The organism is Staphylococcus arlettae (assembly GCF_002902345.1).
Taxonomy (GTDB): Bacteria; Bacillota; Bacilli; order Staphylococcales; family Staphylococcaceae; genus Staphylococcus; species Staphylococcus arlettae.
Genome location: NZ_PPQB01000005.1, coordinates 343,985 through 351,680, shown reverse-complemented (window position 1 = coordinate 351,680; position 7,696 = coordinate 343,985). Strand labels below are relative to the sequence as shown.

Genomic DNA, 7,696 nt, shown 5'->3' with positions numbered 1-7,696 from the left:
CGGGGTGGGACGACGAAATCATTTTTTCAAAATCAGATTTCTGTCCCACTCCCTGTTACCATTATAATTTAATTACTGCTGCTTCAAAAGGTCGTAAATTTTGTAAATCAATATCACCATCATAATTATGTAATATTGTTTGTGGTTTATTACTATTATTATCTAGCGATAACTGCGCATTTTTATCAGTTAAATTTCCAACTATTAAGTAAGTTATGTCATTTAATTTACGAGTATAAGCAAAAACCTGACTATTATTTTCATCAACTAAGTCAAACTGACCATAAGTGAACACATCATCCGACTTTTTAACTTTAATTAAGTCCTTATAGAAATTTAAAATTGAATCTGGATCTTCAAGTTGTTGTGCCACATTAATATCTTTATAGTTTGGATTTACTGGGAACCAAGGTTCAGCAGTTGAAAAGCCAGCATGTTTATCAGTGTTCCACTGCATAGGTGTCCGACCATTATCTCTGTTTTCCATTTTATGTTTGTGTAACAAGGCTTCTGTGTCGCCACCTTGAGCTTTAACAATATTATATTCATTTATAACTGCAACATCATTAAAGGTTTCAATATGCTCGAAAGGATAGTTAGTCATACCTATTTCTTGTCCTTGATAAATGAATGGTGTCCCTTGTTGTAGGAAATAGACGATTGCATGGCTTGTTGCAGATTCATACCAAAATTGTTGATCATCTCCCCAAGTTGATACTCGGCGTGGTTGATCATGATTTTCGATAAATAAGGCATTCCAACCGTTATTTTCTAGACGTTTTTGCCATGTAGCTAAAACATTTTTATATGCTAATACATCAAAGCTACTTTCCCCTGTTTGCCATAATCCTAAATGTTCAAATTGGAAAATCATATCGAATTTACCTTCATTTTCACCAACCCACAGGTGTGCATCAGCGGGGCTAACACCATTAGCTTCACCAACAGTCATAATATCATAATGATCTAAGCTACCCTCTTTGACTTCTTGTAACCATGTATGAATACCTGGTTGATTCATTGCAGCATCAAAAGCTGGTGCAAATTTCTGCTGATTCGTTGTTGGTAAATTGCCTTTGTCGAATGACTTTTTAATATGAGTGATTGCATCTACTCTAAAACCATCAATTCCTTTATCGAACCACCAATTCATCATTGAAATGACAGCTTGTCGCACTTCTGGATTTTCCCAATTCAAATCAGGTTGTTTTTTGCTGAATAAATGGAAATAATATTGCTCAGTTTTTTGATCATATTCCCATGTAGAACCATTAAAAATACTTTCCCAATTGTTTGGCTCACTACCATCTGGTTGTGGATCTTGCCAAATATACCAATCCCTTTTAGCATTAGTTTTACTGGAACGTGATTCGATAAACCATGGATGTTCATCGGAAGTGTGATTAACAACTAAATCTAGAATTAACCTCATCCCTTTATTATGCACAGCTTCTAACAAAGCATCAAATTCAGCCATAGTACCAAATTCATCCATAATATCAAAGTAATCACTAATATCGTAACCATTATCATCATTTGGCGATTTGTACATTGGGGATAACCAAATAATATCGATCCCTAAGTCTACTAAATAATCTAATTTAGCAATTAGTCCATTTAAATCACCTATACCGTCGTTATTTGAGTCATTAAAACTTCTTGGATAAACTTGATAGGCAACTGCTTCTTTCCACCATTTTTTAGTCGTCATTTTAGACCTCCGTTTTAAAATAGATTAATTAAAATATATATAGATATGGATTGAAACATTAATTATATAAAAATAGTTTAAGAAATGTAATCGGTTCCATATATGTTGAAAAGCAAAGCACTCTCAATGAGTGCTTATGCTAAATATAATTAGTCTTCAATCCATTGTGTATGGTAAACACCTTCACGGTCTTTACGTTCATAAGTGTGTGCACCAAAATAGTCACGTTGTGCTTGGATTAAGTTTGCTGGTAAGTCTTCAGAGCGGTAACTATCATAATAGTTAATGCTTGCTGAGAAACCAGGTGTTGGTACACCATTTTGCACACCAGTTGCAACTACATCACGTAGTGCATCTTGATAATTTGTTACGATATCTTTAAAGTATGGATCTAGTAATAAATTTTGTAAGTTTGAATCATTATCATACGCATCTTTAATTTTTTGTAGGAATTGAGCGCGAATGATACAACCTTCTCTCCAAATCATAGCTAAATCGCCTAATTTTAAATTCCAGTCGTTGTCTTCACTAGCTTTTTTCATTTGTGTGAAACCTTGTGCATATGAACAAATTTTACTCATATATAAAGCTTTACGAATTTTTTCAAGGAATTCCTCTTTATTACCTGTAAAGTTTGCACTAGGACCATTTAATTGTTTAGACGCATTTACACGTTCTTCTTTTATAGAAGAGATAAATCTTGCAAATACTGATTCAGTAATGATTGTTAATGGAATACCTAATTCTAATGCGTTAATAGATGTCCATTTACCAGTACCTTTTTGTCCAGCAGTATCTAATATTTTTTCAACAAGTGCTTCATCAGAACCTTCGTCAAGTTTTGTGAAGATATCACCAGTGATTTCGATTAAGTAACTAGAAAGTTCTCCTGCATTCCAGTCTTTGAATGTGTTAGAAATTTCTTCATGAGACATTCCTAATAAATCTTTCATCATTGCATAGCTTTCAGCAATTAATTGCATGTCAGCGTATTCGATACCATTATGTACCATTTTTACATAGTGGCCAGCGCCATTAGGGCCAATATAAGCAACACATGGTGCGCCATCTTTAGCTTTTGCTGAGATAGATTCAAGGATATCACTTACTTTATCAAATGCTTCTTTTTGTCCACCTGGCATTAAAGAAGGACCTGTTAATGCTCCTACTTCACCACCTGATACACCCATACCAATAAAGTTAACGCCGCTTTCAGCTAAAGCTTTATTACGTCTGATTGTATCTTGATAGTTTGTATTACCACCATCAATAAGAATGTCGTCGTTATCTAATAACGGTAATAAGCTATCTATTGTTGCATCTGTAGCTGGACCAGCTTTGACCATCAATAGAATCTTGCGGGGTTTTTCTAAAGAATTAACAAACTCTTCAATTGAATATGTTGGATGGATATTTTTACCTTCGGATTCTTTTACCATTTCATCTGTTTTTTCAGATGAACGATTGAATACTGAAACGCTATTACCACGTGATTCAATATTCCAAGCAAGGTTTTTACCCATTACTGCTAAACCTACTACACCAATTTGTTGTGTCATATTACTAACCTCTCTTATTAAAGTTTACATGTTTATTGTATCACAAAGCAGTAATCACATCACTAAATGAGTTTCTAACCTTGATTAGCAATTTGTGTGATTTTAAGTAACTGCTGAGCTAATGCTGTTAACGATTTTATCTCCATACGTTCTTCAGTTGTGTGTATAAATTCATAACCAACACCTAAAATCACTGTAGGAATACCATAGCCATTAATAATATTACCGTCGGATCCACCTCCAGCAATAACTGTTTGTGGTTCTAAATTTAATTGTGTTGCACTGGACTGTGCTACTTGTGTAACTTTACTTTGGTCATCAATTTTAAAACCTGTGTAGGTTTGGTATGTCTCTACTGTTGCTGAGCTTCCGTAATTCGTAGCGGTCGCTTCAAATATTTTTTTCATATGATTAATTTGAGCTTCTACTTTTTGTGGAGAATGGGAACGTGCTTCTGCTTGTAAAGTTACTTTATCTACAACGACATTTGTTGCAGAGCCACCTTCAAAACGACCAATATTTGCTGTCGTTTCATGGTCAATTTGACCTAAATGCATATTGCTAATGGCTTTTGCAGCTATGTTAATAGCACTTATTCCTTTATTTGGTGTACTTGCATGTGCCTTTTTACCATGTATTGTTGCTACTAATTTCATTTGTGTCGGGGCACCTATAACAGTAGTACCGACAGGAACGCTGGCATCTACTGCATAACCGTATTCTGCATCTAATAATGTACTATCTAATACTTTAGCGCCTTCTAGCCCAGATTCTTCACCTACAGTTATAATAAACTGTATTTGTCCGTGTGCAATATCATAATCTTGTAATGTATGTATTAATTCTAAGATTGCAGCTATGCCAGCTTTATCATCTGCGCCTAAAACTGTAGTACCATCAGAATAAATATATCCGTCTTCACTTATTACTGGCTTGATGTTTTTACCTGGTGCCACGGTATCCATATGACTAGTAAAGTAAATTTTATCGCTATTGTCATGTGCATTATATGGTGCTAATGTACAAATTAAATTATTGGCTCCGAGATATTCGTATGACCCGGCGTTATCTTCTGTGACTTGCACATGTAATTGTCGGAAGTATGATTTTAAATATTCTTGAATCGATGCTTCATATCCCGATTCAGAATTAATCTTAACTAAATCTAAAAAATTATTAATTAAACGTTCTTGATTGATCATAGTTCCACTCCTAAAATATGTGTTTCTGCATAGTATTAGTATTATAGTCATTATTGTTAAGTGTAAACAAAATTAGTCATTTACGAAACATATTTGATTACTTCCATTCATCAGCAATCTATTATAAAATATGCTTATATTAACAATTAGAGTAAACTATGTATTGTGGATAAGATATTATAAGTTTTACGGAGGAATTTTAAGTGAATAATAATAAAGTATTAAGAGTTATCATTGTGGTCATGCTCGTTGCAGTAGTATTAGCTTTAATTTTATCAAGTTTTGCTCCAATGATGGGATAGTAATTAAAAAGAACCTAAGTGAGTTAATGTTACTCACTTAGGTTCTTTTTATGCACTGTGTGATTCATGATGCATTTTTAAAGATCCGAAATCTGATTTGATTAGTAAATATTCTTCCAATTCATTTAACAACTGCATAAGACTAGCTCTTGTTTGTAATGCGTTTTGTGATTGTGGTAAAGGCATTTTGTCTAATTCAAGTCGAATTTCATATAATGAATGTAAACGCAGTAAAGTATAATCATTACTATTCACATTTTCGGCTATTTCTAATAATAAGTTACTTAATTGGTCTAATAATAAATCTGAACACTCTATATTTTGCAACATGTTTTGAATTCTGCGTAACAAATCAAGCTGCTCCTCACGCATATCAAAATAATGATAATATGAGTTTTCATTTCTGCCAAAATGATTTTTAACATCTCTAAAAGCAAGTGATTTTGCTTTTTTGATGGTAAATTGGATTTGAGAAAACGATAAATCTAATGAACGGCTTGGATCTCTACATACTTCGCTATATGTTTTAAAAACTTCTGTAAAATAATCTTCAATTTCATGCTTATATTGTTTTAAATTTTTATCTAAGCTTGGCATAATCATATTCATTAAAAAGGCTATACCTAAACCTACAATTAATAATAAAATCTCATTGAAAAATAAATTTATATCAATAGTTTGTGCGTTAAAGACATGAAGCAAGATTACGCAACTGGTTACTATGCCTTCTTGAACCTTTAAAACTACTGTTAGCGGTATAAAAAACAGTACGATAAGACCTAGTATTAGTGCGTGTTGTCCGAAGTAATTAAAAATAATTGAACCAAATATTAATATTAGCGCACAACATACAAAACGTGAAGCTATTGCTTGTACAGAATGAACTTTTGTATGCTTTATGCAAAGTACAACTAAAATGGCACTAGAAGAAAAATTATCTAACCCTAACAGTTGTGCAATAATAATTCCTAGTGCCATTCCAATGGCCGTCTTTATCGTCCTAAATCCTATTTTATATGGATTTAAACGTGGCATGATATTTGGCCTCTTTATCTTTCTTCGCAGTATTTATCGAATAAAGATTGTAATTGCGTAATAACATCCATCACATCGTGACCTTCTATTTGATGACGTTCTATCATTTCAGTAATTTGTCCATCTTTAATTAATGCAAATGATGGACTTGAAGGTGCATAACCTTCGAAGTAATCACGTGCTTGTTGTGTTGCTTCTTTATCTTGACCAGCAAAAACAGTCACTAGGCGATCCGGGAGCGTATCATAGTGTAGAGAATGAGCGGCTGCTGGACGAGCCATACCACCTGCACATCCGCAGACTGAGTTTACCATTACTAAAGTAGTGCCATCTTGTTGTAATACTTTATCTACTTCTTCAGCAGACGTTAATTGTTCATATCCCGCTTCGACCATTTCGTTTCTAGCTTGGTCTACGACATCATTCATATATAAATCGAAATTTAAATCCATAACCAGGTCACCTTCCATATCTTTATTAATATCATTATTTTACTAATTTCTTGGTAATTGTTCAACCCGCGTGTTTCACATGCATAAAAATAGGAGTGAGATAGAAGAACAATTTGTATCGTTTCTTAATCTCGCTCCAATAAAGATTTTTTTAATTAGCTTTGCTTAAAATATACTTGTGTTTTCAATTGAATATTGTTCGATACGTGATTTTACATAATTCATAAATCTACCAGCTTGTAAGCCATCTAAAATACGATGATCAATAGATAAACATAAATTAACCATATTTCGAATAGCAATCATATCATCAATTACGACAGGCTTTTTGATAATTGATTCAATTTGTAAAATTGCTGCTTGTGGATGATTAATAATGCCCATCGATGATACTGAACCAAATGTTCCAGTATTGTTAACGGTGAATGTACCACCTTTCATATCTTCGCTACGTAATTTTTTATAGCGTGCTTTTTGGGCTAAATCATTTACTTCGCGAGCAATACCCTTGATTGATTTTTCATCAGCATTTTTAATTACAGGTACATATAATTTATCTTCATCAGCAACTGCAATAGAAATATTCACATCTTTATGAATAACAATTTCATCATTTTGCCAGCTACTATTTAACAACGGAAATGCTTTTAATGCCTCTGCAACAGCTTTTACAAAGAATGCAAAGAATGTAATATTGTAACCTTCTTTTGCTTTAAAACTTTCTTTATGATAATTTCTCGTATTTACTAGATTAGTAGCATCTGCTTCAATCATCATCCATGCATGTGGAATTTCATTAACGCTATTGACCATGTTTTGCGCGATTTGTCTACGTACACCATTTACTGGAATAGAGGAACCAGCCTGTTGTGTAGCTATGCTGCTTTGGTCATCGACAGTTGGCGTCGGCGCATTAACAAAATTCGAAGCCTCTTTAGCTGTACCTTCCTTAATGGCCTTTTCAATATCTTTTTTCGTGACACGTCCTTCAAATCCAGTCCCTACAACTTGTGATAAGTTAATTTCATTTTCAGATGCAAGTTTAAATACTACAGGTGAAAAGCGCCCATTATTATTCGGTTTAGTAGAATCTTGTTGAACTGACTCTGTTTCAGATGGAGTTTCAGTAGGTGTTGATGTTGTAACCTCTTCATTATTAGCTGTAGTTGATGCTTCTTCCGTAGACGCTTCATTTTCTACTGCCAAGTGACAGATCACTGCTCCAACTTCTACAACTTCACCTTCATTCACAGTAATTTCTGTAATAGTTCCGGCATATGACGATGGCACTTCCGCAGTAACTTTATCTGTTATAACTTCACATAACGGGTCATATTCTTCTACAGTGTCACCGACCGATACTAACCATTGTTCAATTGTACCTTCATGCACACTTTCACCTAGTTTAGGCATTTTAATTTCCATTGTGCGGCCT

Annotated in this window: 6 protein-coding genes; all 6 read right to left on the bottom strand. The window is 33.8% G+C overall.

The genetic code is table 11. The features are described 5' to 3' along the window. Positions 1-61 precede the first annotated feature (61 nt). Complete coding sequence (locus tag CD036_RS01870; RefSeq protein ID WP_103387875.1) at positions 62-1,711, bottom strand: glycoside hydrolase family 13 protein; 1,650 nt, start codon at positions 1,709-1,711, stop codon at positions 62-64. A 149-nt stretch (positions 1,712-1,860) separates the two neighbouring features. Further along, a complete protein-coding gene (gene gnd, locus CD036_RS01865; RefSeq protein WP_002509724.1) occupies positions 1,861-3,270 on the bottom strand; it encodes an NADP-dependent phosphogluconate dehydrogenase in 1,410 nt (469 codons plus the stop codon). Between the two features lie 74 nt (positions 3,271-3,344). Beyond that, positions 3,345-4,472, bottom strand: coding sequence for a M20/M25/M40 family metallo-hydrolase (locus CD036_RS01860; RefSeq protein WP_103387874.1), 1,128 nt, complete (start codon positions 4,470-4,472; stop codon positions 3,345-3,347). 350 nt (positions 4,473-4,822) lie between these two features. Then, positions 4,823-5,809 carry an aromatic acid exporter family protein gene (locus tag CD036_RS01855; RefSeq protein WP_103387873.1) on the bottom strand — a complete coding sequence of 329 codons (987 nt, stop codon included), beginning with the start codon at positions 5,807-5,809 and terminating at the stop codon, positions 4,823-4,825. Positions 5,810-5,823: 14 nt separating this feature from the next. Further along, positions 5,824-6,261 (bottom strand): bacilliredoxin BrxB, encoded by a 438-nt coding sequence (gene brxB / locus CD036_RS01850; protein WP_002509727.1) that lies wholly within the window; start codon positions 6,259-6,261, stop codon positions 5,824-5,826. 165 nt (positions 6,262-6,426) lie between these two features. Beyond that, positions 6,427-7,686, bottom strand: coding sequence for a dihydrolipoamide acetyltransferase family protein (locus tag CD036_RS01845; protein WP_021459940.1), 1,260 nt, complete (start codon positions 7,684-7,686; stop codon positions 6,427-6,429). Between the last annotated feature and the right edge of the window lie 10 nt (positions 7,687-7,696).